Source organism: Streptomyces sp. NPDC038200 (assembly GCF_055600785.1).
Genome location: NZ_JBVJYH010000023.1, coordinates 58,706 through 84,689, shown reverse-complemented (window position 1 = coordinate 84,689; position 25,984 = coordinate 58,706). Strand labels below are relative to the sequence as shown.

Here is a 25,984-nt window from a genome sequence, read left to right as displayed (position 1 = left end):
GCGTCCGTTCGGGTTTCGGGGGCTCAGGGCTTGCAGGGGCCGATGCGTCGAGGCGGCGGAGGCCGGGGGTGGGCTCAGGAGAGGGCGAGCAGGCCGACCGCGACCGCGGCGGCGCCCAGGCCGACGAGCTGGCCGCGGTGCACGCGCTCGGCGAGGACGCCGCGGGCGAGCAGGACGGTTCCGGCCGGGTAGAGGGCGGTGATCACGGCCACGACGGCGAGGTCGCCGCTGCGGGCGGCGAGCAGGAACAGCAGGTTCGCCACCGAGTCGAGCACTCCGGCGGTGGCCGACACCGCGTACGCGGGCTTCTCCGGACCGAGCCTGCGGTGCATCAGCCCGGCCGCGATCAGAGTGACGGCGGAGGAGACGGCCCGGCCGACGATCAGCGGGGCGACACCGCTGTCGGCGGGCGCCTGGTGCAGGAAGATCAGCTGAAGGGCGATGGCCGCGCCCGCCCCGAAGGCCAGCAGCAGCGCGGTACGCGACGGGCGCGCCGATCCGGCGCCGTGCCCGGCGCTGACCAGCACCACCGCGACCAGCGCGAGGGGCAGACCGGCCAGCCCCGCGGCGCTCAGCCGCTCGCCCTGGAGCAGTCCCGCGCCGACCGGCAGCATCGCGGACACCACCGCCGTGAGGGGCGAGAGCACGTTCATCGGGCCGATGGCCAGGGTGCGGTAGAGCAGAGCGAACGCGGCGGCCGAGGCGACGCCGGAGGCCGTGCCCCAGGCGAGAGCGCCGCCGCTGAACGAGGCGCCGAGGAACGGCCACAGCAGCAGCTCGACGCCGAGAGAGGCCGGCGCGGCGATCAGCACGGTGCGCAGGACGTGGGCCTTGCGGGCGCCGAGGCCGCCGAGGAAGTCGGCACAGCCGTAGGCCAGGGAGCTGCCCAGGGCCAGCAGCAGAGCGATCACGGTACATCCCTTACTATCAATGGAACGACTGCACCGTACAACGGACCGACCGACCTGTGTCAACCAAACGACCGTGCGGTGCATTGCAGTAGTCCACTGGCGAGGAAGGTGACCGGATGGCAGAGACCGAGGCGGCCCTGCGGACGCTCGCGCACAACGTCCGGGCGGCCCGCACCCGCGCGGGCCTGTCCCTGGACGAGCTCGGCCGGCGCGCCCAGGTCAGCAAGGGGGCCCTGGTGGGGCTGGAGAAGGCTCAGGGCAACCCGAACTTCGCCACCCTGGTCCGGCTGGCCGACACCCTCGGCGTCTCGGTCTCCGCCCTGCTGGAGGGCAAGGACGAGGGCAGCGTGCGTATCGTGTCCGCCGACGCCCTGACACCGTTGTGGACCGGCGAGCGGGGCAGCGAGGCGCGGCTGATGCTGACGACCTCGGGTCCGGCGCCCGTCGAGGTCTGGCGCTGGAAGCTGGAGCCGGGCGAGGAGTACCCCAGCCACCCCCATCAGGGCGGCGTGGTGGAGACCGTCAGTGTCACCTCGGGCCGGATGGCACTGATCGTCGACGGCGTCGAGCACCCGGTCGAAGCGGGGCAGACCGCCACCTTCGACGGCGACACCCAGCACACCTACCGCGGCGCGGGCACCGAACCCTGCCATCTGATCATGACCGTCCACCTCCCGCCCGGCCCCGGCGCCACCACCTGACCTCCGCGGTGCGAGCGAGGGTCCGGGACCCCGGCCCCCGGTCGTGCGGCTCAGGGCGTCGGGATCCCGGCCGGGGTGCGGGGCGGGCGGGTGAACCGGACCGGGACTCCGGGCGAGTAGAGCACGCTGACGGGCGCTCCCGGCGGCGCGGGCAGTCCCGCCGCGGTCACGAGGTCCTCCGCGCAGTGCAGCAGCTCCGCACGGTGCAGGGGCCAGCGGGGATGCGAGTTCGGCAGAAACACCGGCCGGCCGAAGAAGGCGCTGTGCATGCCCCAGCGGGCGGTCAGGAAGTGTTCGAGTTCGGTCGGCGCCTCGACCCGCTCGCCGATCCGTATCGCGAGGTCGCTGCGCAGGCCACGGGGTCCGGGCCAGCGCCGGCTGCTGGTGTAGGCGACCGTGGTGCCCTCCCGGCGGACCCTCATCCGTGACCAGACGTACGGCAGGCGGAAGACGGCACGCCCCACGGCCACGGGGATCAGCCGGGACGCGTCCAGGGAGCGGAAGACCACGCCACGACGGCCCTGTGCGTCCACGGAGTACAGACGGACGTTGGTCTCGGGAAAGGAGCCGAGATAGGGGATGCCGGGCAGGCGGAGCCAGCCGACGCGGTGCATCCGGAAGGCGACGAGCCCGATGTACGTCACCCCGTCCAGTGTGTCCGGACGGGTGCCGGCCGGCAGCAGCGGGGCGACGTCCGCCGGATCGGCGGCCCAGTGGAGGAAGGCCAGATCGAGCCACGACTGGGTGAGCAGGGGCCGCGGCGCGGCGTGCGGCGGGTCGGCCGAGACGGGTTCCGGGTGTACGTCGAGCGACGGCTGCGGCATCGGTTCAGTATCCGATATCGCCGCGACCGGTGGAACACGGCCGCACCTCCGTGATCACTGCCTCCGGCGAGGAGCGGCGAGGAGTCCGTCACCCCGGTGGCACGACCCGCACGCCCCGGCGGCTCACGGCGCGCCCACGCCGTCGACCTCGCCGAGATAGGTTCCGAGAGGCTGAAGGCTGGCCCAGAGCTGCTCGAAGTAGGCGGCGAAGTAGGTCATGAACGTGGGGTCCTCGACGCTGAAGCCGTTCAGCTTCTGACGCGGTCCCCCGGAGAATGCCAGGAACACCACGCTGTCGTCGATCAGCGCCATGTTCAGACCGTCCGCCGCCGCGGTCCAGCGCAGCACGTTGGCCTCGTAGTTCAGGATGTCCTTGCTGGCCTCGTGGTGCTGGCGGACCCAGGCCAGCATGTCCCGGTCGGGGCGCCCGTCGCGTTCCGGTATGCCGATGATGCGGCGTACGCTCCGCTCGTCGTCGCTGTCCTGGCCCGCCCAGTCCAGAATGGTCCGGAAGTATTCGGCGGACGCCCGGGTGGTGTACTGGGTGGGCGGGTAGCGCCGCGTGTACGTGACCCGGATCTCCGAGCGGGCCTGGCGGACACGGTCGGAGGCCGCCTCGTAGAACTCCCGGTTGTCCCGGTACCAGTACGCCGTCAGCAGGGCGTCCCCCTGCAGGGCCGGTCCGCCGAGGGCCGGTGCCGGGACGTGCGGAGAGCGCAGGCCCTTCGTGGCTTCCTCGATCTGCCGGTCGGCCCGCAGCCACCGCTCCCGCCACCTGGACGGATCCTCGCCGCAGGCCTCCACGAAGGCCGCCGTGTGCTCCCAGCTCGGAAACCGCCGGCCGTTCAGGATCGCCGAGACGGTGCTGCGGCCGCACTCCATCTTCCGGGCGAGCGCGTCCTCGGTCGGTTTCCTGAAGGTCCTCCGTCGAAGCTCACGCAACTCGGCGGCAAACGCGAGTTGGGGCTCCGGCGGCTGTGGTGACGTCCGCTGGGCCGGCATGGTCCACCCCCGTGAAACGGCACGGAATGCCTCTGATGGACCGTCATTGTCCGTCATTGCTACAGGACTACGCCAGCGTCTGGCAGTGTCCCCGTTCGTCCGAGGTGTTCTATGCGCGTCTCCCAGCCGTTGTCCGAGCGCGGGCCGCCTCCCAGACTCGGAGCGTGGCCCGCACCGGCCACACCGCCATGAGGAAGGAGCCGCCCCCATGTGACCTGTCGAAGAATCACCGCACCCCAGGCCCGCTTTCGGTGAGGCCTCACGACAAAAGCCAAGGCCGCCCCCTGGTGCTTCTGGGCGGAAGCAGGGAGCGGCCTTCTGCTCACACACAAGGAGAACCTCGTGCTCGTCGACTTCAGGATAGACCTGCCTTGTACGAGTGTGGCCTTCGTGGCCGCACTGGTGCTGGGCATCGTGCTGGTGATGTCCCCCTCGGCCCAGGTGGCCGTCCCGCAGCAGGAGTGGCTGCTGCCGGCGGTCTTCGCGGGCCTCCTCACCACGGCGTCGCCCCACCGGCGGTCCCGGCGCTGACCTCCGGTGACGGCGCCACGGCAGGCCCGCACCGCGGGTGGCCGACGCCCGGGCAGGGACCGCCCGTGTAAGCGTCCCGTTCGGGGTGTGCGCGTGCACCGCACACCCCGAAGCCGCGATGCCGAGGCGTCCCCGGAACCCGCTCGGCTCAGGCGTGCGTCGTCAGGATCATGTACGGCGCGGTACCGGCCTCCGCCGGAGCCTCGTCCGCGGGGCCGTCGTACGCGAGCGTGGGCAGGTCCACGGTGGGGGAGGGGAACCCGGCCTCGGTGAGGAAGGACCGGTACCGGTCGAGGGAGCGGTAGCAGGTGGCGCTGGTCATCGTGGTGCCGTCGCGCAGCCGCAGCAGGGTGGCCACGGTGTCACCGTCGGTGTAGACCGCATCGGGCTCGCCGTGCCGCAGGGTGGAGAAGGCCACGCCGGTCGCCGCCGGGTTGAGATCGGCCAGCAGGTACGGGGCACCGGGCCGCAGGACGCGGCGGATCTCGGCCGTGAGGCCGGCCAGCCGGCCGTCGTCGGGGTCGGTGCAGTACACCAGGCAGCACACGGCGGCGTCGACGCTGTCGTCGGCGAGCCAGTCCAGCGTGCGGCCGTCGAACTGCCGGTAGGAGACACGGGGGTGCGGGCGGTCGGCGCGGGCGATGCCCAGTATGTCCGCCGAGGGGTCGAGAGCCTGGACCGACCACTGTCCGGTTCCGGCGAGCCGCGCCGCCACGGCGCCGGTGCCGCACCCGACGTCCAGGGCCAGCCGGTGGGGGCCGGAGCCGCCGCCGAGCCGCTCCAGCACGACAGGAAAGATCAATCCCTCGGCCAGCCGCATGTCGCGGTCCCGGTAGGCGTCGGCCGCGGCGGAGGTGTCCCAGCCGAGAGGGCCGTCGTCGGCGATCAAAGGCGCTGCCTCCTGCACTGGCGGGGCCCGGACCGGTGGGTCCGGGGGCGTTCGTCGGCAGCCTGACACACGACGCCGCCGGGATGTGCGCGGCGCCGGGGAGATTCCCCCGACAGCGCGTCCGGCAATCGGACGGTCGACGCGGCACGGTGCCGGTGGGGGCGGGCAGCGGCTCCGAGCGACCTCGCGGGCGACGGGTGCGCCGTGCCCCGCGGATCCCCGCCCAGATGCACGACAGCGCCCGCGACGGAAGGATCGCCTGTAGGGGCGTGCTCCACGACGCCACGGGCGGGGCTCGCCCGTCACCGGTTGCTCGGCATCCGCCCGAGCTGGGGGAAACGCCCGTGCCGGCGTTCCGACCGGAGCAATCTCATGTTGATCAAACGCATCCTGAACCGCTCTGTCCGCTCTCCGCGACCGGCAGAGCAATCCGCCACCCCGGAGCCCCTCGCGACGGCCGCCGACTGCGGTCTGCTGCTGATCCGGCTGACCTTCGGTCTGCTCATGGCCGCGCACGGCTCGCAGAAGCTCTTCGGCCTCTTCGGAGGCGACGGCCTGACGGCGACCGGCAAGGGCTTCGCGGCCCTGGGCTACCGGCCGGGAAAACTCTTCGCCGTGATCGGGGGGCTGTCCGAGCTGCTCGGCGGTCTCGGCCTGGCCCTCGGACTGCTGACACCGCTCGCGGCCGCCGCGCTGATCGGCGTCATGATCAATGCGATGGCCACGGTCACCGGTGCCCATGGCCTGTGGGACGTGGACGGTGGTGTGGAGTACAGCGTCTGCATCACCGTCGTCGCCCTGGCCGTCGCCGCCATCGGCCCGGGCCGGCTGGCCCTCGACCGCTTCTTCCGCTGGGGCTCGGGCGGCTGGGCGGCGGCTGCCGTCGCCCTCGGTCTGGGCGGCATAGGAGCCGCGATCACCCTCAGCCTCTAGACACGATCACGCTCGGCCTCCAGAAGCGATCACCTCGCACGCCCGCCTCGCACACCCGCCCTCGTCCACCGTCCGCGCCGAGGCGATCGGGGCCGTGATCGTCGGCTGGGACACCCGCCCTCGCACACCCGCCCTCTCTCACCCGCACGACCGTCGATCCGGCACCCGGGCTGACAGACTGAGCGCGTCGACGGCCCGCGAGCGGCGGGCGGCGCAGAGGTGAGGAGCCGGAGTGGCCGCTGAGTACTGTTCCCCGCCGGGGAATCCGGCATCCGCCGACGTGTGGCTGCTGGTGCGGCAGCGGCCGGCCGTGCTGCGCCGCTCCACCGGGGAACTGGCCGCGGCGCTCGCCGAGGCCCACGGCCCCCGCTTCGCGGTCTGGCACACCGACGAGTTGCTCTTCGGCGTGCAGGACGGGCGGTTGACGCTCCGCACCCTGGGCGGCACGGAGCTGCCGGCTCCCCGGGTGGTGTGCGTGCGCCAGGTGGCCGGCCCCATGCACAACGACCGCGAGGTGACGTTGCTGCGGCATCTCGACCGCATGGGCAGCACCCTCGTCAACACCGTCGACGCCCAGCTCGCGTCGCGGAACAAGGTCTGGCAGCTGCAGGAGCTCGCCCTGGCCGGGCTGCCGGTGCCCGACACCCTCTCCTACGCCACCGCCCCCTTGGAGGGCGTCGTCCGCAGCCCGCATCTGGGCACCCCGTGCGTGGTGAAGTCCGTCAGCGGCGCCAAGGGCGGACAGGTGTTCCTCGCCTCCGACCCGCGTCTGCTGCGCGAGGTGGCCGGCAGCCTCACCCAGGAGACGCCGTTTCTCTTCCAGGAGTACGTGGCCCCTTCGCACGGCCGAGCCCTGCGTGTGGTGGTGGTCGACGGGGAACCGGTGGACGCCGTACTGCACACGTCCCGCAACGGAACCCTCACCGCCAACATCGCCAAGGGCGGTTCCGCCGCCCTCTGCACGGGCCGGTATCCGCAGGCGGAGGACCTGGCGGTGCGAGCGGCTCGCGCCCTGGGCCTGGACATCGCCGGGGTGGACCTGCTGTTCGCCTCCGGGGACACCTACACCGTGTGCGAGGTGAACGCCGTCCCGGGCTGGCGCCCGCAGATGACCGCGGTCATCCCCGCCATCACGGCCTGTATCGCCCGTCGTCTGTCGCCCTGACCGCGCGGTGCGGCGCCGGCCGGCGCCGCCCGGCACGAGGGGGCCGTGCCGTGGTGCGCGACCGCCTACGAGCCGGGGCCCTCCCTCGCCGACGCGGCACGCGCGCACGGACCCCCGCCCGTCGCTGCCCGCGGGCCGTCACGGCGGCCTGGTCGCAGATCCCGGCGAGCGTCGGTGACCGGGGCTTCCGGCAGCCGGTCCTAGGACTGGACGAGGGCGCGGGCCTCCTCGATCCAGCCCAGCACGGCCTTGGCGCCGCAGCTCTCGGCGACCGACCGGGCCGCGTCGAGATGGCGGAGCGCAGTGGACGGATCGCCGGTCTCGTTGGCGAGGTAGGCCAGCGCCACCAGGCCGGCCGCTTCCCCCGGCCGGAAGCCGATCTCCCGGCGCAGTGTCACCGATTCCGTGAGTCGCTCGCGTGCCTCGTCGAACCGCCCCGCCTCCCTCTCCGCGAAGCCGAGGTGGCGTATCGCATAGGACATCGTCAAGCGGTCGCCGACGGAGTGCGCCAGCGCGTACGACCGCTCGAAGTACGGCGTGCCGGCGGCACCGTCGCCCTTCACCACCTGATGCCAGCAGCCCACCCAGAACAACGCGTTCGCCTCCCCCGACGTGTCTCCCAGACGCCGGTACAACTCGGCCGCGCGTTCGAACAGCACCAGTTCCCGGCCGTCCTCCTCACGGTCGTTCAGGAATCGGACGTGGAGGACCTTCCCGCGCGCCAGGGAAAGCCGCGCCTCGACCGCGTCCAGTACGTCGTCGGACCGGTCCAGCGCGGACGTGTCCCCGCCGAACATCGCCGCCTCGAACAGCTCTTCCGCGTGTTCGGCCCACTCCTGCCCCCGCATGCCCCACCTCTCCCTGTCGGACGTCAGCGGTGCCGAGGTTATCTCGCACTCCCGTCCGAAGCCGCGAATTTCCGGCAGTGCTCCCTCAACTGCCCGCGTACGCGGGGAGATTACCTGTCGGGTCATCGATCTCGGTACGCCGGCATGGCACGATCAACGGCGTCAGCAGCCCGGTCCACCGGAAGGAAGCATGATGTCCGCCTACGTCATAGGGCACTTGCAGGAGGCCGCTCCGCACCCGGAGATCGCCGAGTACATCGAGCGCATCACCGCCACCTTCGAGCCGTACGGCGGCCGCTTCCTCGTGCACGCCGCGCAACACGAGGTGCTGGAGGGTGGTTGGCCCGGGCACGTCGTGGTGATCTCCTTCCCGTCGACGGCCGAGGCACGGGCCTGGTGGGACTCGCCCGCCTACCAGGAGATCGCACCGCTGCGTTCGCTGCACATCGACGGCGACATCATCCTGGTCCCGGGCGTCCCCGAGGACTACGACCCCGCCGCCACCGCGAAGGCGATGCGGGCGGGGCTGACCGCCGAGTAGCGCGCAGGTGCGGCCCGGCCGAGGCGCTCGCGGCGCTCGCCGGGCCCGCGGGCGCCGCTCGCCTGCCCCTGCCGCCTCCCGTCGCCTCACCGCTGGGGACGCTCCGCCCGGCCACCGCAACGGCTACCCGCCGACGTCAGATCGTGGCCGTGTCGATCACGAAGCGGTAGCGGACGTCGCTCGCCTGCACCCGCTCGTACGCCTCGTTGATCTCGGCCGCGCCGATCAGCTCGATCTCGGCGCCCGTCCCGTGCTCGGCGCAGAAATCCAGCATCTCCTGGGTCTCCGGGATGCCACCGATACCGGAACTGCTCATGCTGCGCCGGTTGCCGAACAACGACTGGAGCGCGATCTGCACCGGTTCCTCCGGCAGACCGAGGTTCACCATGGTGCCGTCGGTGCGCAGCAGCGACAGATAAGCCGCGAAGTCGAGGGAGGCGGACACGGTGTTGAGGATGATGTCGAAGGTCCCCGCCAGTTCCTCGAAGGTCTTCGGGTCGCCGGTGGCGTGGTAGTGGTCGGCGCCCAGCCGCAGGCCGTCGTCCTTCTTGCGCAGGGACTGGGAGAGGACGGTGACGTCGGCACCCATGGCGTGGGCGATCTTGACGCCCATGTGGCCGAGGCCGCCCAGGCCGACGACGGCGACCTTCTTGCCGGGACCGGCGTTCCAGTGGCGCAGCGGGGAGTACGTGGTGATGCCGGCGCAGAGCAGCGGCGCGGCCACGTCGAGGGACAGGCCGTCGGGGATGCGGACGACGAAGTTCTCGTCGACCACGATCTTCTCCGAGTAGCCGCCGTACGTCGGCTCCCCGTCCTTCCCGAGGGAGTTGTACGTCCAGACGGGGCCGCCGCCGGTGCAGTACTGCTGGAGGCCGGCCCTGCAGTTGTCGCACGTGCGGCAGGAGTCGACCATGCAGCCGACGCCCACCCGGTCGCCGACCCGGTACTTCGTGACCCCGGGGCCGACCTCGGCGACGACGCCCGCGATCTCGTGGCCGGGGACCATCGGGAAGATCGCCTCGCCCCAGCCCTCGCGGGCCTGGTGGATGTCGGAGTGGCAGATGCCGACGAACTCGATGTCGATCAGGACGTCGAACTCGCCGACCGCGCGTCGCTCGATGGTGGTCCGCTCCAGCGGGGCCTTCGCGGCGGGCGCGGCGTACGCGGCGACAGTGGTCATGGCGGGCTTCTCCTAGAGGAGGGCGAGGAACGTACTGAGGTGGGAGGCGACTTGGTCGGGTACCTCCAGGGGCGACAGATGCCCGGTGCCGCCCAGTTCGGTGAGGGTGGCGGTGGGCAGCAGGGGAAGCAGGTGCGCGCGCAGGACCTGCGGTGGGTCCACCTTGTCCTCGGCGCCGGCCAGCACGAGAACGGGCACGTCGATCGCGCCGACCCGGTCCGCGAAGTCCTCGACCAGCGCATGCCACGGCCACGCCGCGCGGGCCTCCTCGCCGGCCCGGGAGCTGTCCTCGAGAACCTGCCGGCGCGCCTCGGCGGACAGCCCGCCGCTGGTCAGTACCAGATCGATGCTCCGGCCGATGGTCTCGTCGCTGTCGTAGGCGTGCGCCAACCGCTCCTGGAACTCGCGCGTCACACCGACCGGAGCCGGCGGCGCGGGCGCGACGAGGACCACCCCCCTCAGCCCGGCGGGACGGCGTGAGGCGAGCACCTGGGCCACCTTTCCGCCCATCGAGTGGCCCACCACCACGTACTCGCCGTAGCCCAGTTCCTCGATGACACGCTCGGCGTCGTCGGCGAGCTGCTCGATGCCGTAGGGGCCGGGTACGTCGGTGGACTCGCCCCAGCCGCGATGGTCGTACGCGACGAACGCCCGGGCGGGGTGCAGATGCTCGACGACCGGGCGCCAGGTGCGATGGGAGCCGCCCCAGTAGTGGAGAAAGACCAGGGCCGGGCCCTCGCCCTCGCGCACATGGCCGTAGACCCGCCCGTCCCGGACGGTGAAGTACCGGCCGACCGGAGTGGGGGGCGTCGTGAGTGCCGGGCGTCCTTGCCGGGGCTGGTGCCGTGCCGTCGTGTCGCGGCCGCCGTGGGCACCGGCGGCGTGGTATTCGCTGCTCATGGCACGATCGTCGGCCAGTCTCGCTTGATCAACCATAGGCTCGGATGCCACTGCTCGTAAGTTTCGGGACAACGCGTCCGGCAGCCGTCCACTCGGCGACGCGCCGGTCCGCCTCGGTCGTTTCCACGTCTCACGATGGCACCGCTGCGCCGATGCCGCTGTCCGAGCGGGTCCGGAAAGTTACGGTCGTAGCATTGCCGCCATGGCTCCTCATCGCGTCGCGGTACTCGCCCTGCCCCACGTGATCCCCCTCGATCTCGGCATCCCCACGCAGATCTTCGACGCGCGGCCCGACACGCCGTACGAACTCACGGTCTGCGGCGGGGCCCGGGGCAGCGTCCTCACCAGCACGGGGTTCACGGTCGGAGTCACGGCCGGACTGCCGGCCCTCGCCCGAGCGGACACGATCATCGTGCCCGGCTACCGGGAGTACCAGCGGCCACCGGCGCCGGAGGTCACGGCGGCCCTGAGGCTCGCCCACCGCCGAGGTGCCCGTATCGCCTCCATCTGTACCGGCGCCTTCGCGCTCGCCGCGGCCGGGCTGCTCGACGGTCGTACCGTGACCACGCACTGGGCCAGCGCCGACGACCTGGAACGGCTCCATCCGGAACTCCGCGTGGACCGCGACGTCCTCTACATCGACGACGATCCCCTGCTGACCTCCGCGGGCGTGACCGCCGGCATCGACCTGTGTCTGCACATCGTCCGCAAGGACCTCGGTGCCGCCGTCGCCAACGACATCGCCCGCGAACTGGTCGCCGCACCGCACCGCGACGGCGGTCAGGCGCAGTACATCACCCAGTCCCTCCCGGAACCCACCGCTCACACACTCGCCGACACCCGCGAGTGGGCCCTGCGCCGCCTCGACGAAGCCCTCACCCTCCAGGTCCTCGCCGGGCACGCACGCGTCTCGACCCGCACCCTGGTACGTATGTGGCGTCAGGAAACCGGTGTCACCCCCCACCAGTGGCTGCTCACAGCCCGCGTCAACCACGCCCGCGAACTGCTGGAAGTCACCGACCTCGGCATCGAACACATCGCGGCCCGGAGCGGACTCGGTACGAGCACCAACCTCCGGGCCCGGTTCCGCGACTCTCTCGGCACCACACCCACCGCCTACCGGCGTGCCTTCCGGCGGGGAGCCGCGGCAGGGGGCCGGCCGTGACACCGCCCGGCCGGGATCCGCGCAGAGAGAAGGCGATCACCTCATGAGCGCCGTCGAAGAGAGCAACAAGGCCGTCGTCCGCGAGGCGTTCGACACGCTGTTCAACCAGCGGGACTACGCCGCTGCCGAGCGCTTCTGGTCGCCCGGCTGCATCCAGCACAGCGCCCATATCGCGCCCGGCCGGGAGGGGCTCTTCGACCTGGTCAGAAGCCTCCCGGCGGAGGTACGGCACGAGCACGAGCTGATCATGGCGGAAGGGGACATGGTCATGGTGCGGGGGCGCTTCTCGGGGCACGGGCGGACCGCCTCCTGGATCGCCGTCGACTTCCTGCGCCTGGAGAACGGCATCCTGGTGGAGCACTGGGATGTGATCGAGGTGGAGGCAACCCGGGAGCAGTCCCTGAGCGGCCTGCCGATGTACGGCGACGTCTTCCCCGGGGAAGGCTGAGCGCCGCCGCGCGCGTCCACGGACCCGCCGAGGCGGCCGGACCGATCGGAGACCGGTGCCCCTGGCCGTCGGCACCGGCGTCGCCGCCCCGGAGAGGCGGTCCCGTGGCACGAGTGCGCTCGTCAGCCCTGCCGGTGAGGGTGCACTGTGGAACACGTGGACGTCCGGCGAACCGCTGCCGGTTTGCGACAGCCGTGGCAGTCGAGCCATGCGCTGCTGGTGATCCCGATCGTGCTGATCCTCGTCATCACGGTGGTGGACCAACTGGTCCCCGCCGACATCCATCTCGGCCCGCTGCTGGTCATCGCCCCCGCGATCACCGTCTCCTTCGCCGGAGCCTGGCTCACGGGGCTGGTCGGGTTCCTGTCCGTGGGGGCGCAGGCGTACATCGGGTGGCACTTCGGCGTGCTGTTCACCCGTAACGTGCTGGTGCAGCTCCTCGCCCTGGCCGTCCTGTCGGCTCTGACCGTGTTCTACTGCGTGGTGCGCGAACGCCGCCTGCGCCAGCTCGCTCAGGTGCGCCTCGTCGCGGAGGCCGCGCAGCACGTCCTGCTGTGGCCCCTGCCGGAACAGATCGGCCCCATGAAGATCGCCTGTCTGTATCTGGCCGCGGAAGCCGAGGCCCAGATCGGCGGCGACCTGTACGCCGCGACCCCCATCGACGGCGGGCTGCGCGTCATGATCGGCGACGTACGCGGCAAGGGGCTGTCCGCCATCGGCGAGGCCGCCCTGCTGATCGGAGCCTTCCGCGAAGCCGCCCACCACCACACCTCACTGCCCGCGCTGGCCACCGCCCTGGAACGGAGCGTGGCCCGCAACCTCCCCGACCTCGTGCCCGAGGACGAATCGGGGGAGCGGTTCGCGACCGTGATGCTGGTCGAGATCCCCGACGAGGGCCATGTCACCCGGATCCTGAGCTGCGGCCATCCTCCGCCCCTGCTGCTCCGTCCCGGCAGCGCCGTCACCGTGCCGGTGCACCCCGCACCCCCGCTCGGGATCCACGGGCCGGCACCCGCGGAGTACACCGTCGACGTGTTCACCTTCGAGCCCGACGACACCCTCCTGCTCTACACCGACGGCGTCGTCGAGGCCCGGGATGCCGGCGGCACCTTCTACCCGCTCACGGAACGGGCCGCCCGGTGGGCCGGCACGAGCCCCGAGGAACTGGTGCACCACATCCGCCGCGACCTGCTCGACCACGTCGGCGGACGCCTCGACGACGACGCGGCGCTCATCGCGCTGTGCCGCACACAGAGCGCCCACAGGCCCCATCGGCACGGGGCGGGCTTTCACGCCGGAGGGTCGGCTCGCGGCGCGGGACCGGTCCCCGGCTGACGCACCGGCGGCGAGCTCCGTCGCCCCGCGGTGGTTGACGGGGGACGGACAAACAGTGGCGGTGGGTCAGGGCTACAGGCAAGGTGGATATCCCGAAAGCGAGGAGGCTGCACGGGAACGGCCGGACCGGCCACCGAGGCATCCGCCGGACCGACGGCGGCCGGCGTCCTGCCCGGCGCGTCCCCCTGGCCCTCCCACGTACTGTGGAGCATCGTGGAGAGGGTCGCTGACCTGCAGGAAGGCCGTCTCCGCTGACCTTCGCCGGGAGGCCGGCACTCCGGTCGAGGTCAGCACGTCGAAGGAGCCACGGTGATGAGCCCAGCGGAACAACGTCCCGAGCATCCGGTGCTGCCGGAGGACGCTGCCTCCGGCCCGAGTGGCTTGATGGACCTGCTGGGCGTCGCCGCGGTACTGCTGGAGGCGGACGGCCGGATCGACATGTGGAGCCCGCAGGCCGAGAAGCTCTTCGGCTACACCGGCAGCGAGGCCCTCGGACAGTACGCGGCACCGCTGCTGCTGCACCCGGAGCACCAGGACGCGGCGATCATGCTGTTCGCCGAGGTGATGGCGACGGGCCGGGGTTGGGCAGGCGCGTTCCCGGTTCGCCACAAGGACGGCAGCACCCGGATGGTCGAATTCCGCAACATGCGGCTGACCGACCACCTCGGCGACCACTACGCCCTGGGGCTGGCCACCGACCGGACCACCCTCCGGCAGGTGGAGCGGGGCGTGGCCCTGTCCACCCGGCTGGTGACCCAGGCGCCGATCGGGCTGGCGATCCTGGACACCGACCTGCGGTACGTGGTGGTCAACCCGGCGCTGGCGTCGATGCACGGCGTCGCGGAGGCCGATCACGTCGGCCGCGGATTCGGCGAGATCCTGCCCAGTGCGCCCTTCCAGGCCGTGACGGCCGCAATGCGGCGGGTCCTGGAGTCCGGCGTCCCCGTGGTGGAGCAGCAGGTGGTGGGCCGCACACGCGCCGACCCGGAAAGCGATCACGCCTGGACGGTGTCGCTGTACCGGCTGGAGGACCAGCACGCCAACGTGCTGGGCATCGCCAACGTGGTGGTGGACGTCAGCGACCGGTACCGGGAAGCCCGCAAGGCCGACCGGGCCCAGCAGCGCCTGCGCCTGATCGCCAACGGATCGGCCCGCATCGGCACCACCCTGGAGGTGGAGCGGACCGCGCGGGAACTGGCCGACGTCGTCGTCCCCGACCTGGCCGACATGGTCTCGGTGGACCTCCTCGACTCGGTCCTGCAGACGGGCCGTACGGACATCGGCGAGGGCCCGGCGCTGTTCCGCGCACTGGCGGTGAAGACCGCCTACCCCACCGATGCCGCGGGAGCCATCGTGCCGCCCGGCCGGCTCACCACCTACCACGCCGACCACCCGGCCGCCCACTGCGTCCGCACCCGCAAGCCCCACTTGATCACCCACCTGGACAAGGGCGACCATGCCCGGATCGCCGCCGACGACGCGGCCGCCCGCCTGCTCGCCCGGGCCGGCGTGCACACGGACATGGCGGTCCCTCTCATCGCCCGGGATCAGGTCATCGGCGTGATGGGCCTGGCCCGCGCCCGCAACCCCCTGCCGTTCGACCACGACGACCTCGCCCTCGCCTGCGAACTCGCTTCCACCGCCGCTCTGAGCATCGACAACGCCGTCCTGCACGAGCACATCCGCAGCGCCGCCGAGACCCTCCAGCGAAGCCTGCTTCCCCAGCTCCCGCCCCGGCACCCCGGTCTCGAGGTCGCCGCCCGCTACCGGCCCGCCCAGGCGTTCAGCGAGGTCGGCGGGGACTGGTACGACGTGATCCCGCTCGAGGGGGACCGCACCGCTCTCGCGGTGGGCGACGTCATGGGCAGCGGCATCCCGGCGGCCACCGCCATGGGGCGCCTGCGCACCGCCACCTCCACCCTGGCCGACCTCGACCTCGACCCCGCGAGGATCCTGACGCACCTCGACAAGATCATCCTCGGCCTGGACCCGTTCATCGCCACGTGTGTGTACGCGATCTACGACCCGCACCGGGCCCGCCTGCAGGTGGCCTCCGCCGGCCACCTGCCCCCGGTCCTGATCCGGGCCGGCGGAGCACCGGAACTCCTCGACCTGCCCACCGGAACCCCGTTGGGTGTCGGTGGCGTCCCCTTCGAGACGACCACCTTCGACCTGAGACCCGGCGATCGGCTGGTCCTCTACACCGACGGCCTGGTCGAAACCCGCAACGACCCCATCGACGAGCGCCTGGACGATCTCCTGCGTCTCCTGAACAGGCCGGACCACTCCACGGAGGAGACCTGCGACCGGTTGCTCCAGCAGCTCCGGCACCCGGCCGACCATGACGACGTGGCCCTGCTCATCGCCCGTGCGGAGCCCTGGTCGACCGCCGCCGGCCCCGAACCGTGACACCCGGCCGGCCGACGGGCCGGCCCCGGTGCCGGACGGACTTCACACTGATCTGCGCCGGGCCCGGGACAGCGGGGCACGTCGGTGTCACCGGCCACGCGGCGCGTACATGATGACGGCCATACCGATGAGGCAGATGGCCGCTCCCGTCAGGTCCCAGCGGTCCGGGCGGAAGCCGTCGGCGATCACGCCCCAGGCGAGTGAGCCCGCGACGAAGACACCGCCGTAGGCGGCGAGGACGCGGCCGAAGTTCGCGTCGGGCTGCAGCGTGGCGACGAAGCCGTAGACACCGAGAGCGATGACGCCCAGCCCGATCCAGACGACACCCTTGTGTTCTCGGATGCCCTGCCACACCAGCCACGCACCGCCGATCTCGAAGAGCGCGGCGGCGAGAAACAGGACGACGGATCGGGCGACGAGCATGGCGGTGTGGTCTCTTCTCTCGGTCGAGTGGCGGGTCAGGGAGTGGGTCTGCAGAGTTCGGCGAGCATGGTGGCGCCTTCCGCGGGCGCGCGGACCTCCGGATGAAGGCTGCGGCCATCGAGGTGGCGGCGGAAATCGTAGAACGGACAGCATTGTTGCTCGGCAGTCGCCGGCTCGGTGACCGTGACGAACGTGCCCAGGTCGGCGATGTGCTTCTCCGCATCGCCGATGCGCGCCCGCGGCCGCGAGCGCAGTTGCGCCCTGACGTCCACGCAGGCCCCGTCACGGACCTTCAGCAGCTCGGCGATCTCCTCCCGCGGCAGGCCGAATTGCTTCGCGGTGTTGCACGCCTCCACGCCTGTCCTGCGCGATGCACGCCCCGCTCGGCACCCCCGGCGATCACCGAACCTCATAGGACAGGCGCATAACGGCACTCTTCCGGGGGGAAGAACGAAGCCATGTCCGAGACGGTGTACGGATTACTGGGTGCGCTCGGTGGGTCGCTCATCACCGCTGCGGCCGCCTACTGGGGGCCCTTGCGTCTGTCGGCGGCTGCGCGAAAGGAGGCGGGCAGGGCGGAGGGCCGGGCACGCCGGGAGGCCGAGACGACCCGGATCATCCTCATGCGTACCACGACACGCACGTGGCGTGATCTGCTCGCGCGGACCATCGAGGATCTCGAACTCGGGCTCCTGGTGGAGATCACCGCATTCGACGAAGCGGTGTCCACTGCCCGGGACAGCGCGCAGTCCGCTCTGGATCACGCCCTGCACGACGGCATCTGGATCCAGCAGACCGGCTACGGCTATCCCGCCGCTCCCTCCGGCCCGTTCGGCCCGGACCAGCTCCGTGTGCTGACGGCGCTCGGCCACCTGACGAACCTCACCCGGGTGGCGGTGATCAGGGGAGAGCCGCTGGACGCGGACCGGGCCGAGGCGTTGAGGGGCGCACTCGACGCGGCGGACGAGGCTCGCGGTGAGCTGTCCGCAGCACTGCTGAACCGGCTCGAGCAGATCATGGGCGTCACTGTCATCGGGGGACAGGCGTCAGCCCCTGCCGCTCCCTGACGCGACCGGCGGAGACGGCACCACCCCCCCTGACCGGGCACGGACGGGGAAGTCGAGGTGCCGGCCGGGATCACCCTCTCGAACGACCCTGCGGACAGGGGAGGTTGGCGCCGATATCGTCCGGTTGATCATGTTGTCCGGCGACGAAGACCGGGACGGCACCGCGCCACATGCGGATTGGTGACCCGGAGCTCTTCTGAGCCTCGTAACGGGCCGGTGCGGGAGAACGACTCCGTCACGGGCACTCGGCTGCGAGCGGCGAGGTATCAATTCGGCCCATCGCTCACGCGCCCAGGGGACCGGAAGCTGACCAGGCGGGCAACGCCGTGCTCAACGGCCTTCCAGGACCCTTCGAAAGTCAGGACCGCGATCGAGGCGGTCGGGAATCCGCTGCGGTTCATCAGCGCCAGCAGGTCGCCCTCGGACTCGCCCGCGAGGGCATCGGCGAGCGCATGAATAGCGGGATTGTGGCCGACGAGCAGCAGGTTCGTGACGTCGTCGGAGGTCTCGTTGAGCACCGCGACCAGCTCGCCCAGCGAAGCCTCATAGAGGCGATCCTCATAAACCGTGTGGGGGCGCTGCGACAGCTCGGGAACCACGAGCTTCCAGGTCTCCCGGCACCGCGCGGCCGTCGAACAGAGAGCACGGTCCAGAGCGATGCCGGTGCCCACCAGCCACTTGCCCGCGGCCGGTGCGTCCTTGCGGCCCCGCTCCGCGAGCGGCCGCTCATGGTCGTCCACATCCGACCATTCAGACTTGCCGTGTCGCAGCAGGACCAATCGACGGGTGATCTCAGCGGTCATGCGGCCAGCCTATACGCTCCGAAGTCGGTTGATGACGCAGCGACATCGAGCGAGTGTGAGGCTCTCGTGGCTCGACCTCCAGGGCGTGGCGGAAGGTCTTGGTCAGGGCGTTTCCCTTGTTTGCACGGGTGCCCCAGACGCAGGGTGAGTAGTTGGTCGTCGCTGCGGAAGTACCGGTTTTTGATGCGGGTCAGGTCGCCTGGCCACTGCCGGTCCCACTCGCCGAAGTGCGGGCCCATGGAGGCGTGCACGCCGCGGATGCGGGTGTCGCGGAGGGCCTCGATCGCGGCGTCGGAGTGCTCGCGGGTGCGGGAGTTGTGGGAGAAGTCGAGCATGGTGGTGATGCCGCTGTCGATCGCGGCCAAGGCGGCCGGTCTGGTGCAGATGTACATGTCCTCGGGCGGTAGACCTGGGCGTAGTCGGCCGGGGTGGCCATGACGTAGCCGCCGAGGTCGTCGACGTCCGGCATGATCCGCCGCGGTTGGGCCTTCAGCGTGTCCTCCAGGTGCCGCAGGCGCGGGTGCTCGGGGTCGAAGCCGCTCGCCTGGCGCAGGTTGGCGACGGTGGCCTGGGCGGCTCGGTCCCAGTCTCGGTAGAACTGCCGTCCGGCGGGGTCGATGAAGGTCATGCGGGCCAGGTTGTCCGCGGGGGTGAAGGGGGCGTAGAGCGCGTCGGCCAGGGCGTTCGCGGCCAGGAGGTCGAGGGTGCGGCTCATGACGAACGCCGGGTGTGCGCGTAGCCGTCCGTCAGCTGACGCAGCGCGGGACCGACCCGCTCGGTGGCGTGGAGGGAATCATGGTCGTCCGGTGACACCCCGGCCAGGCGGTGCAGGTGGGCGCGGGCGTCCGTGTCGAGCAGGAGCGCACGGCCGAGGGCGTCCAGCACGTGTGGCGAGGGGGGGCGCTCGCGCCCCTGCTCCAGCCGGGGGTAGTAGTCGGCGTTGACGCCGGCCAGGACGGCGACCTCCTCACGGCGCAATCCGGCGACTCTGCGCACGCCGTGACTCGCCACGTTGACGTCCTGTGGCCGCAGGCGGGCGCGGCGGGAAGGAAGTACCGGAAGAGCAGAGGCGGCGGTTGGCGAGGGGCGACGCATCCGCCGGCACGACCCGCTGCGCAGGCCGGAGACAGCCGCCCGTCTCGACGCCCTTCGGGAAGGGATGAGCATGCTCGCCCTGCCGTCCACGGAGCGGGAACCGCGTGAGGAGATCCGGGTGGCTGTCGTGCAGGCGCTCGGTCCGGCGGTCGGAGCGGTCACGTGAACACCCGCGCCGAAAGCCCGTGTGCACGCGAGACCACGCGCGCCGTACGGTCGACCTACCTGGTCTTCGCCCTCCTGGGCCTGGCCGGGGCGACGTGGGCGTCCCGGCTGCCGCAGATCCGGGAGCGCCTGGACCTGGACGCCGCGTCGGTGGGCTTCCTGCTCCTGCTCCTCGCGATCGGCGGTCTGGTCGCGCTGCCTCTGGCCGGCCCCTTCGTCGCGCGTACCGGGCCGCGCCGGGCCGTCACCGCGGTGGCCGTCCTCGTCGGTGCCGGTCTCGGGGCGGTGGCCTCCGGTTTCGCTCTCTGGCCACCGCTGCTCCTCGTCGGCCTCTTCGTGCTGGGCACCGCCACGGGCTTCTGGGACGTCGCGGTGACCGTGCACGCGGCGGCCCTCGAACGACGGCTCGGCCGGGCCCTGATGCCCCGCTTCTTCGCCGGATTCAGCCTCGGCACCGTCGTGGGCGCCTGCCTCGGCGCGCTGATGACGGTCCTGCGCGTTCCGGTGAGCCTGCACATCGGCGCGGTGGCCCTGCTTGTCGCCCTGCCGACACCCGCGGCCGTCCGCCACTTCCTCCCCTGTCCCGCTCCCACGGCGCCCCCGTCGCGGAGGAAGGCGCCAGGGTCCGGGACACACGCCTGGGGAGACCCGCGCACCGTGGCCCTCGGTCTTGTCGCCCTGGCCTTCGCCCTGGCGGAAGGAGCGGGGAGCAACTGGATCAGCCTCACCGTCATCGACCGCCACCACGCCACGGCCGTACGCACCGCCCCACGGGCCTCGCGCGAGGAAGCGGCCGACGCCGCCCCCGTCACAGCCACCCCCTGAGTACCGACCTGCCAAGGAGCACACCGTGCCGAGCACCGCACCCCTCATCGAGGTCAGTGACGCCGACCTGGCCGACCTCCGCGCCCGGCTCCGCGCCACCCGGTGGCCCGAGCCTTGGCCGCTCGGCCCCTGGGAGGCGGGCACCGACGCCGCCGAACTCCGCCGCCTCGTCACGTACTGGGCCACCGACTACACGTGGCGCACCCACGAAGCCGCCGTCAACGCCCTGCCCTCCCACTTCGCCGACATCGACGGCACACCGGTGCACTACCTTCGCTACGACGCCGAACATCCGGACGCCCTGCCGATCGTGCTCACCCACGGCTGGCCGAGCACCGTCCTGGAACTCACGGCCCTCGCCGAACGGTTGGCCACCCCGTCACGCCACGGCAAAGACGCTCAGGACGCCTTCACCGTCATCATCCCCTCCCTGCCCGGCTTCGCCTTCTCCCCCCAGCGGCCCACCCTCACCGGCACCGAGCAGACCCACGACCTCTGGCACCGGCTGATGCACGACCACCTCGGCTTCCGGCACTACGCGGCCCATGGCGGAGACCTCGGCGCCGGCATCACCTCACGGCTCGCCGAGGCACACCCCGAGGCCGTCGTAGGCATCCACCTGCTCGCCGCCGCGGCCCCGACCGACCACGACCCGGCCTCTCTCACCCCCGAAGAGGAGGCCTACCTCGCCTCCGCCGCGGCCTGGCAGACGGAGGAGGGTGGCTACCTGCACCAGCAGAACACCCGCCCCCTCACCCTCGCCCCCGCTCTCACCGACTCACCCGCCGGCCTGCTCTCCTGGATCATGGAGAAGTACCGCGCGTGGAGCGACTGCGGAGGCGACCTGTCCACGCGCTTCAGCGACGACTTCCTCCTCACCCAGGCGTCCGTCTACTGGTTCACCGGCACGATCTCCACCTCGTTCCGGCCCTACTACGAGTACGCGCACCAGCTCACCCGGCGCGTGCGGCGGGTCGAGGTCCCCACCGCCCTCGCCCTGTTCCCCGCGGACCTCTCGCAACCACCACGAAGCTGGGCCGAGCGCACCTACCACCTCACGCGCTACACCCGCATGCCCCGCGGCGGCCACTTCGCCGCCCACGAGGAACCCGGCCTGCTCGCCGACGACATCACCGCGTTCTTCCGCGACCTGCGGTCAGCCCGCCCGTCGAGCTGCGGGGACACGCACCCGCATGGCCCGCGGTAGCGGTGCCTGCTGCGTGACGTACAGGCGTTGAGCCGCGCGCGGCGAGCGGCACGGGGAACTCCACCCGCCAAGGGTGACCCGGGACGGTGAATCGATGGGGGAGGCGTGATGCTCAAGCGTGCACGCTGCGAATCGTCGGGAAGCATGGAAGAGCCGGGACGGCACGCTTCGGCTGACCGTCTTCAGGGGAGGGGCCACCTGCGCCGCGCTCACCCGCGGTGGTGGTGCCCGGCTCGCGGATCTGCTGTGGCGTGCTGAGGCGCGATCCAGATTTTTCGGAGTCCGGCGGTCCGAGGATGTCGAGAACGTGCCACCGGCTCCGTCCCAGGGACATCAGCGGCCACCACCGGCCGCACGCGGAAGAATGGAGAAACCAGTATGGCGATCCAGCGGATGGACAACGTCGGCATCGTCGTCGAGGACATGGAGGCCGCCATCGCGTTCTTCGTGGAACTCGGTATGGAACTGGAGGGCAGGGGGGAGATCGAGGGCCTCTTCGCCGACCAGTGCACCGGACTCGACGGCGTCCGCTGTGACATCGCGATGGTCCGGACCCCGGACGGTCACAGCCGGCTCGAGCTGGCGAAGTACCGCAACCCGGCGGTGATCAGCGCCGGGCCGCGCAACCGGCCGCACAACATTCTGGGCACGCACCGCGTCATGTTCGCCGTCGACGACATCGAGGACACCGTCGCCCGCCTGCGCCCTCACGGCGCCGAACTCGTCGGTGAGATCGCCCGGTTCGAGGACAGCTACCTGCTCTGCTACGTCCGCGGCCCGGAGGGCATCATCGTCGGACTGGCCGAGCAACTGCGCTGAGAAGGAGGGACCGAACCATCCAGCCGCACGAGATCAGCGGGCGTCGTCTGCCCGCGTGATCCCGCTGCGCGCGGCGGCCGGAGTGCCGGCTGACCCGGGCGACGCGCGCGCCACCGATGGCGGCACTGCCTCGTCGGGGGAGCAGCCGCCGGAGTGGGTGGTCATCCGCCCCGGGCCGCGTGCGAAGGTCAGCGCTTGTTCCGGCGGCGCATCGCCACCGCAACCAGCCCGAACGCGAGCACGAAGATCAGTACCTGCACCCACGTGGGCACGAAATCCGGTGCTCGTCCCCCGGCCGCCGTCACAAGCCAGTCGCTGTCGGCCATACGAAATCCCTCCCCGTCAGTACAAGCACTGCTGTGCCGTGTGAACCGGCTACCCCCGAAAAGGCCCCGCACGGGGCTGCCGGGCATACGAAGCCGGGCTGCCGGACTCCGGGCTGTGCCGTGGCGGTCGTACGCCGATCATCGTGTACGGAGCCGGATGCGTCACTGGAGCTTCGGTCGGCGTCGTGGCGGACAGGCCGACCGAAACCGCGACGGAGCCCCTCCCGTGACCCGGCCCTGACCGGTCTTCGCCCTGGACCCCGATCGCCCCTGAGCGGTCCCCGATCCGACCCTGAAAAGCCCCTGACGGGGACACCGCTGTGGGCGGCAGTGCCCCTAACGTGACGACGGTACCCCGGCCGGGCCACGTCTGACACCACCGCTCTCTTCACCAGGGGGATCCATGCCCTTCAGGGGTAGAACCGCACTGCGGCGCTTCGCCGCGCGGGGCACCGTCATGGCCGTGGGAGCCGCCATGGCCGTCGTCACCGGCCTTGCCGCCGCTCCTGCGGTCCACGCGTCGCCGTCTGCCACCGGGACCCTTCGGTGGGCACCGTGTGACGACCAGGCAAAGCCGGGAGCCGAATGCGCCACTCTTTCCGTGCCGGTCGACTGGGCCCATCCGGACGGGCCGAGCCTCGATCTCGCCGTGGCCCGCCGCAAGGCCACCGCCCCCGACGCACGCGTCGGCTCGATGGTGTTCGGGCCCGGCGGGCCCGGCGACTCGGGCGTGGAGATGGTGGTGCGCCGTATCAGCCGGTTCAGCCCCGAGGTCCGCCGCAGATTCGACATCGTCAGCTTCGACCCGCGCGGCGTGGGCGGCAGCAACCCGGTGACCTGCTCCGGCGACCTCCTTGCCGAGCGGCCGTCACCGGAGCTGAAGAGCCAGGCGGACTTCGACGCCACCCTGGCCTACAACAGGCGGCTCCGTGCCGACTGCCGGGCCCGTACCGGTCCGGTGTTCGACCACCTTGACACCGCCCAGACGGTCCGGGACGTGGACGCCCTCCGGGCCGCCCTCGGCGAGCGGAAACTGACCCTCCACGGCAGCTCGTACGGCACTCTGCTCGGCGCGCAGTACGCCGAGACTTTCCCGCGCCGCGTGCGTGCGATGGTGCTGGAGAGCGTCATGGACCACAGTGTCCCGACCACCCGTGATTTCCTGCGGTCCGAGGCGGCCACGGCAGAGGATTCCTTCCAGGAGTTCGTGAAATGGTGCGACGGGGCCTCGGCATGCGCACTGCACGGCCGTGACGTCCGTGCCGTCTGGCACGGCTTGTCGGCCCGGGCCGGGCGCGGCGAGCTGGAGGACCCGGCGAAGCCGGGCGCCTCGCTCTCGTCTTCGGATCTGGTCAACAAGATCGCGTTCCGGAGGTTCTACGATGCCGACTACGCGGGCCTGGCCACGGAGGTCGCGAGGATGGAGGCGAGCAAACCGCTGCCCGCGTCGCCCACTTCGACAGCGCCGCTGCATCCGGCCACGCCGGTCTTCTGCTCGGACTGGCGCCTGCCGGTGCGCGACTACCGGGAGTACTCCTCGCTCGTCGCCATGATGAACACGACCGCGCCTGACCTGCCTTACCTGCTGCCCATCCATGTGGCAGCGGCGTGCCTGGGCGCGCCGACCGCCAACCCGCAGCACCGGCTGGTCGCACACGGGGCCCCGCCGATCCTGGTGTCCAACGCGCTGCACGACCCCGCCACCGGCTACCCGTGGGCGGTCTCGGTGGCCCGGCAGCTCGGTCGCAGCGGCGTGCTCCTCACCTACGAGGGCCATGGCCACGGCAGCGTCACCAGCGGCCCGTGCATGGAGGACGCCGTGGACAGTTACCTCACCGACCTGGCAGTCCCCCCACGGGGCACCAGCTGCCCCGCGGTGCCGTCCTGAGAGCTTGCCGATCCGGATGCGCCTGGACAGCGGATCCGGTAGCCAGCCGCTCGCGAAGCGCGGACAACTCAGAGATCCGCAGAGGGAGTTGATCGAGCCGTTCCTGCCGACGGGCAAGTACGGCTCGCATCCCGAGCGGCTGCGGGATCAGTTCGAGGGCTGGACGTAGAACGCGGTCACCGCCTCGTTGAACGGATCCTTCGGGTCGTACCACGCGGCGGTGGTCGTGTGGTCCAGGCCGACCGCGAGCGCCGCCACTACGCGGCTGCCCGCTGCCCGCTGACCGGCGCCGGGGCTGGCCCCCTCCTGCGCGCCCTCGCGGTGGGGCAGCTGTCGTCAGGCGAGGGCGCTGCGGAGGTAGGCGGGCAGCGCCTGGCAGATGGCGGGATCCGCCTTCCATCCGGGGGTGGCGAGGTGGTCGGGAGTGATGACGGACTGGCTGCCGTCGTCGGTGCGGACGAGGACGCGGAACGTTTCACCCCGGGTGGACCGGCCGGCGAGGTATGCGGCGAGGACGGCCCGCCCGAGCTCCGTGGGGTTCGCACCGGTGGTCGTGCGGCCGAAGTCTTTGCAGATCCACACGCCGCTGAACTGTTCGTGCATCAGGACTTCCCACCGTACGCAGCAGGGCATGTTTTCGCGGTACACGACCGCGATCATGCCCCCATAGGTCAGCCTCACGAACCGCTACCTGCGAGTACTGGCCGGAAAGCGCGCCTCTTCCACTCAATGACTCCTACATCGTGCGGACGGGCGGGCGCGGCGGTGGATCAACTCCATGCCGGGGGGGGCAGCAGCGGCTGTCCCCCGGCATGGCCGACTTGCTCCTGGAAGGCGGGCTCGCCGGCGCCGTGCCCGGCCGTTCAACGGCGGGGGCGCGGGTGTTGCGAACCCCTCGTCCGCATCGTGCTGTGCTCCGGCAGTTCGAGGGCCGTACCGGTCGCGCAGGTGCGCCGGTAGCGCAGGCAGTCGAGGGCGGCGAAGGCGAGGCCGGCCGCAACGCCCTCGGGGATGTCCGGGCGCGGGTGGAGGGCGAGGAACACGGAGAGGGAGACCGCGATGTTGGCGATGGTGGGGCAGCGGGCCTCGACGGTTCCCATGCGTCGCCAGCTCTGTGATTCCATGGGCGGAGTCCTTCCGTCTTCGTGATCGGGAGAGGGTGGGGACACTCGCGGGAGCCGCCTGCCGGGGCGGCTCCCGCTCACGCGTCGCGTTGAAGGTGCCAGGAGGGCGCGAGCCCGTGTTGCTGTGCGCGGCTTACGGAGACACCCTGAAGGTGTCTCCGTAGCTGCTCTCACCAGCACTTTTCCGCTGGTTTGCACTGTTGTGCCTTCCTGACGCCCCAAAGGTAAGCGATGAGTTCCGGCCGTGGGGAAGGGCGACGGCTGCCCCCAGCCACCGTGTTGGAGCCCGCTAGCCGATTCGCAGGGATCGGCGCGGTGAAGCCGCAGGTCACAGGGTCTACATGAGGTCCCGCAGCGCTCGTGTGATCACACAAATCCGCAGGTGAGGGCATGTGACCACTACTTGGCTGAAAAAAGCCGCTTCGGAGCGGGTCTGGATGCGCGCTCCGCGTCTCGGGGC

The 25,984-nt window shown here is 71.5% G+C and carries 27 protein-coding genes and 2 pseudogenes; 14 read left to right on the top strand and 15 right to left on the bottom strand.

What is annotated here, in order from left to right:
• Positions 1–74 precede the first annotated feature (74 nt).
• Positions 75–911: an EamA family transporter gene (locus tag ACZ7KF_RS34830; RefSeq protein WP_471084297.1), complete on the bottom strand. Its 837-nt coding sequence runs from the start codon at positions 909–911 to the stop codon at positions 75–77.
• Positions 912–1,027: 116 nt separating this feature from the next.
• Here ACZ7KF_RS34830 and ACZ7KF_RS34825 point away from each other — a divergent pair, with 116 nt between their 5' ends.
• Positions 1,028–1,612, top strand: a complete 585-nt coding sequence (locus ACZ7KF_RS34825; protein WP_471084294.1) for a helix-turn-helix domain-containing protein — start codon at positions 1,028–1,030, stop codon at positions 1,610–1,612.
• Between the two features lie 50 nt (positions 1,613–1,662).
• Here ACZ7KF_RS34825 and ACZ7KF_RS34820 read toward each other — a convergent pair whose 3' ends face one another.
• Together ACZ7KF_RS34820 and ACZ7KF_RS34815 are read right to left on the bottom strand one after the other, a co-directional pair.
• Positions 1,663–2,436, bottom strand: coding sequence for a YqjF family protein (locus ACZ7KF_RS34820; protein ID WP_471084291.1), 774 nt, complete (start codon positions 2,434–2,436; stop codon positions 1,663–1,665).
• A gap of 123 nt (positions 2,437–2,559) precedes the next feature.
• Entirely contained in the window at positions 2,560–3,438 is an 879-nt protein-coding gene (locus tag ACZ7KF_RS34815) for a helix-turn-helix domain-containing protein (protein WP_471084288.1), read from the bottom strand.
• Between the two features lie 342 nt (positions 3,439–3,780).
• Between ACZ7KF_RS34815 and ACZ7KF_RS34810 the strand changes: the two genes are divergently transcribed.
• Entirely contained in the window at positions 3,781–3,969 is a 189-nt protein-coding gene (locus ACZ7KF_RS34810) for a hypothetical protein (RefSeq protein ID WP_471084285.1), read from the top strand.
• Positions 3,970–4,117: 148 nt separating this feature from the next.
• On the opposite strand, the gene ACZ7KF_RS34805 is transcribed toward ACZ7KF_RS34810, so the two are convergent.
• Complete coding sequence (locus ACZ7KF_RS34805) at positions 4,118–4,858, bottom strand: class I SAM-dependent methyltransferase (protein WP_471084282.1); 741 nt, start codon at positions 4,856–4,858, stop codon at positions 4,118–4,120.
• 372 nt (positions 4,859–5,230) lie between these two features.
• On the opposite strand from ACZ7KF_RS34805, the gene ACZ7KF_RS34800 reads away from it, so the two are divergent.
• Positions 5,231–5,791 carry a DoxX family protein gene (locus ACZ7KF_RS34800; RefSeq protein WP_471084279.1) on the top strand — a complete coding sequence of 187 codons (561 nt, stop codon included), beginning with the start codon at positions 5,231–5,233 and terminating at the stop codon, positions 5,789–5,791.
• 232 nt (positions 5,792–6,023) lie between these two features.
• The gene (locus ACZ7KF_RS34795) at positions 6,024–6,956 is read left to right on the top strand and encodes a RimK family alpha-L-glutamate ligase (RefSeq protein WP_471084276.1); all 933 of its coding nucleotides are present in this window, start codon (positions 6,024–6,026) and stop codon (positions 6,954–6,956) included.
• A gap of 200 nt (positions 6,957–7,156) precedes the next feature.
• On the opposite strand, the gene ACZ7KF_RS34790 is transcribed toward ACZ7KF_RS34795, so the two are convergent.
• Positions 7,157–7,804: a tetratricopeptide repeat protein gene (locus ACZ7KF_RS34790; RefSeq protein WP_471084273.1), complete on the bottom strand. Its 648-nt coding sequence runs from the start codon at positions 7,802–7,804 to the stop codon at positions 7,157–7,159.
• 193 nt (positions 7,805–7,997) lie between these two features.
• On the opposite strand from ACZ7KF_RS34790, the gene ACZ7KF_RS34785 reads away from it, so the two are divergent.
• Positions 7,998–8,345: a DUF1330 domain-containing protein gene (locus tag ACZ7KF_RS34785; protein WP_471084435.1), complete on the top strand. Its 348-nt coding sequence runs from the start codon at positions 7,998–8,000 to the stop codon at positions 8,343–8,345.
• Between the two features lie 136 nt (positions 8,346–8,481).
• Here ACZ7KF_RS34785 and ACZ7KF_RS34780 read toward each other — a convergent pair whose 3' ends face one another.
• Positions 8,482–9,525, bottom strand: a complete 1,044-nt coding sequence (locus ACZ7KF_RS34780) for an NAD(P)-dependent alcohol dehydrogenase (RefSeq protein WP_471084270.1) — start codon at positions 9,523–9,525, stop codon at positions 8,482–8,484.
• A 12-nt stretch (positions 9,526–9,537) separates the two neighbouring features.
• Complete coding sequence (locus ACZ7KF_RS34775; RefSeq protein ID WP_471084267.1) at positions 9,538–10,425, bottom strand: alpha/beta fold hydrolase; 888 nt, start codon at positions 10,423–10,425, stop codon at positions 9,538–9,540.
• Between the two features lie 202 nt (positions 10,426–10,627).
• Between ACZ7KF_RS34775 and ACZ7KF_RS34770 the strand changes: the two genes are divergently transcribed.
• From ACZ7KF_RS34770 to ACZ7KF_RS34755, 4 genes are all read left to right on the top strand, one after another.
• Positions 10,628–11,590 (top strand): GlxA family transcriptional regulator, encoded by a 963-nt coding sequence (locus tag ACZ7KF_RS34770; protein ID WP_471084264.1) that lies wholly within the window; start codon positions 10,628–10,630, stop codon positions 11,588–11,590.
• 43 nt (positions 11,591–11,633) lie between these two features.
• The gene (locus ACZ7KF_RS34765; protein ID WP_471084261.1) at positions 11,634–12,038 is read left to right on the top strand and encodes a nuclear transport factor 2 family protein; all 405 of its coding nucleotides are present in this window, start codon (positions 11,634–11,636) and stop codon (positions 12,036–12,038) included.
• 183 nt (positions 12,039–12,221) lie between these two features.
• Positions 12,222–13,373, top strand: a complete 1,152-nt coding sequence (locus ACZ7KF_RS34760; protein WP_471084258.1) for a PP2C family protein-serine/threonine phosphatase — start codon at positions 12,222–12,224, stop codon at positions 13,371–13,373.
• 312 nt (positions 13,374–13,685) lie between these two features.
• Positions 13,686–15,782: a SpoIIE family protein phosphatase gene (locus ACZ7KF_RS34755; protein WP_471084255.1), complete on the top strand. Its 2,097-nt coding sequence runs from the start codon at positions 13,686–13,688 to the stop codon at positions 15,780–15,782.
• Positions 15,783–15,869: 87 nt separating this feature from the next.
• Here the strand turns inward: ACZ7KF_RS34755 and ACZ7KF_RS34750 are convergent, their stop codons facing one another.
• Together ACZ7KF_RS34750 and ACZ7KF_RS34745 are read right to left on the bottom strand one after the other, a co-directional pair.
• Positions 15,870–16,205: a YnfA family protein gene (locus tag ACZ7KF_RS34750; RefSeq protein ID WP_471084252.1), complete on the bottom strand. Its 336-nt coding sequence runs from the start codon at positions 16,203–16,205 to the stop codon at positions 15,870–15,872.
• Between the two features lie 35 nt (positions 16,206–16,240).
• Positions 16,241–16,561, bottom strand: a complete 321-nt coding sequence (locus tag ACZ7KF_RS34745; RefSeq protein WP_471084249.1) for a hypothetical protein — start codon at positions 16,559–16,561, stop codon at positions 16,241–16,243.
• Between the two features lie 102 nt (positions 16,562–16,663).
• Here ACZ7KF_RS34745 and ACZ7KF_RS34740 point away from each other — a divergent pair, with 102 nt between their 5' ends.
• Positions 16,664–17,272 carry a hypothetical protein gene (locus ACZ7KF_RS34740; protein WP_471084246.1) on the top strand — a complete coding sequence of 203 codons (609 nt, stop codon included), beginning with the start codon at positions 16,664–16,666 and terminating at the stop codon, positions 17,270–17,272.
• A gap of 266 nt (positions 17,273–17,538) precedes the next feature.
• On the opposite strand, the gene ACZ7KF_RS34735 is transcribed toward ACZ7KF_RS34740, so the two are convergent.
• The 3 genes and pseudogenes from ACZ7KF_RS34735 to ACZ7KF_RS34725 all read right to left on the bottom strand — a co-directional run.
• Positions 17,539–18,075, bottom strand: a complete 537-nt coding sequence (locus ACZ7KF_RS34735; RefSeq protein ID WP_471084243.1) for a SixA phosphatase family protein — start codon at positions 18,073–18,075, stop codon at positions 17,539–17,541.
• Between the two features lie 134 nt (positions 18,076–18,209).
• Positions 18,210–18,565 (bottom strand): annotated as a pseudogene (locus ACZ7KF_RS34730) (amidohydrolase family protein); the annotation flags it as partial.
• Positions 18,566–19,170, bottom strand: a pseudogene (locus ACZ7KF_RS34725) (MmyB family transcriptional regulator); the annotation flags it as partial.
• 162 nt (positions 19,171–19,332) lie between these two features.
• Here ACZ7KF_RS34725 and ACZ7KF_RS34720 point away from each other — a divergent pair.
• The 3 genes from ACZ7KF_RS34720 to ACZ7KF_RS34710 all read left to right on the top strand — a co-directional run bounded on the left by ACZ7KF_RS34720 (position 19,333) and on the right by ACZ7KF_RS34710 (position 22,186).
• On the top strand, positions 19,333–20,160 hold the full coding sequence (locus tag ACZ7KF_RS34720; RefSeq protein ID WP_471084240.1) for an MFS transporter: 828 nt from the start codon (positions 19,333–19,335) through the stop codon (positions 20,158–20,160).
• Positions 20,161–20,185: 25 nt separating this feature from the next.
• A complete protein-coding gene (locus ACZ7KF_RS34715) occupies positions 20,186–21,367 on the top strand; it encodes an epoxide hydrolase family protein (protein WP_471084237.1) in 1,182 nt (393 codons plus the stop codon).
• 378 nt (positions 21,368–21,745) lie between these two features.
• Positions 21,746–22,186 carry a VOC family protein gene (locus ACZ7KF_RS34710; RefSeq protein WP_471084234.1) on the top strand — a complete coding sequence of 147 codons (441 nt, stop codon included), beginning with the start codon at positions 21,746–21,748 and terminating at the stop codon, positions 22,184–22,186.
• A gap of 188 nt (positions 22,187–22,374) precedes the next feature.
• On the opposite strand, the gene ACZ7KF_RS34705 is transcribed toward ACZ7KF_RS34710, so the two are convergent.
• Positions 22,375–22,512 carry a hypothetical protein gene (locus tag ACZ7KF_RS34705; RefSeq protein ID WP_471084231.1) on the bottom strand — a complete coding sequence of 46 codons (138 nt, stop codon included), beginning with the start codon at positions 22,510–22,512 and terminating at the stop codon, positions 22,375–22,377.
• A 403-nt stretch (positions 22,513–22,915) separates the two neighbouring features.
• On the opposite strand from ACZ7KF_RS34705, the gene ACZ7KF_RS34700 reads away from it, so the two are divergent.
• Entirely contained in the window at positions 22,916–24,400 is a 1,485-nt protein-coding gene (locus ACZ7KF_RS34700) for an alpha/beta hydrolase (RefSeq protein ID WP_471084228.1), read from the top strand.
• A gap of 336 nt (positions 24,401–24,736) precedes the next feature.
• Here ACZ7KF_RS34700 and ACZ7KF_RS34695 read toward each other — a convergent pair whose 3' ends face one another.
• Positions 24,737–25,003: a hypothetical protein gene (locus ACZ7KF_RS34695; RefSeq protein ID WP_471084225.1), complete on the bottom strand. Its 267-nt coding sequence runs from the start codon at positions 25,001–25,003 to the stop codon at positions 24,737–24,739.
• A gap of 260 nt (positions 25,004–25,263) precedes the next feature.
• On the bottom strand, positions 25,264–25,524 hold the full coding sequence (locus ACZ7KF_RS34690; protein WP_471084222.1) for a hypothetical protein: 261 nt from the start codon (positions 25,522–25,524) through the stop codon (positions 25,264–25,266).
• Positions 25,525–25,984: the final 460 nt, after the last annotated feature.